At 61.6% G+C, this 1,113-nt stretch carries 1 protein-coding gene; it reads right to left on the minus strand.

What is annotated here, in order from left to right:
• The coding region (locus ACRCYW_RS02400; protein WP_438548594.1) for a hypothetical protein at nucleotides 1–455 on the minus strand (455 nt) is incomplete at its 3' end.
• Nucleotides 456–1,113: the final 658 nt, after the last annotated feature.

Genomic DNA, 1,113 nt, shown 5'->3' on the forward strand with positions numbered 1-1,113 from the left:
ATGTAGTGGTCGATGCTGAGTCGGGATATGACTGTCACGAAGCCACTCTCGCTCCAGGCGTTGATGAGGAGGGGGTCCCAGGGTTCCGGGCCTAGGAGAATCTTCTGCTTGGAGACCAAGTTCCTGAGAGTGCGGTCCCTGATCTCCACGACGTCCGCGAGGAGTTCCTTCAGCTGGGCGTCGTTCCGGACTCCTTTCAAAGCGTGGCGGTGGGCGTTCTTCCAGTTCAGGTCTCGCGCCAGGTCTTCCCGGCCTCCCAACTGGTTGTTGGTGTTGATGATTTCCGCGAGGGCAGTGTGGATGTTGGATCCGAGGTCTTCTCCTTCGTCAGACGAGTTGGTCTTACCTGGGAGAGCAACGGCGTCGACCAAACATTCCATCAACGGGATAGCCCGTTCGTCTTCGGTGCCCGGAGGGGCCAGCTGCTTTCTGAGGTCCTGGGTGTCTGTGTCCAAGAGGATACCGAAAATCCGCTCCTTCGTTCCGGTGGACTCATCCGTGTTGCTTAGGAGAATCGGAGGCCCGGGGGGCTGGCCGCGACGGGGGCTGAGGACTGCCTGTGAGACCGGAGGGGCGAGTGGCGTCACCGGTGGTGGGGGCGCCCAGGGAGCTGGGGCCGGGGGGGCCGCGGGTGGGGGCCTGGTGGCTCCTCGTTTGGTGGCTCCTGCTCGGTGGAAGTGCACAAACTCCCATGCCTCTTGCGCGGTGTGGGCCCGGATGTATTTGGATCCGGGGATTGCCAGAGCTTGAGCAGCGGCCTTATCTTCAAAGACACCATCTCGGTCGTATTTGCCTAGGGCCAATCCATACCAGAACTTCTGGGGGACCTTTGGGGCGACTGGGATGACGAAAGAATCTTCCGAGTCCGAGTCTTCTTTGATTGGGACTGCGGCCGGTTTCTTTTCCCGTGGCGGGCGGTGACTGGACTTGGAGCTGTCCGAGGGGGAGGATCCTTGCTGTTGAGCCCCTCGGGGATGACTCCCAGGAGGGGGATGCTTGAGCTGAGCAGGGGGGGCTCTCTCGGCCACGAGAGAGGCCACCAGCTGCTGGAGTTCACGGATCTGTTGATCCGCGTTGTTGGCCTTGGCTTGCGCCGTCCCTTCTGACTTCCGG

It is taken from the genome of Aeromonas sp. (assembly GCF_051657805.1).
GTDB lineage: Bacteria > Pseudomonadota > Gammaproteobacteria > Enterobacterales > Aeromonadaceae > Aeromonas.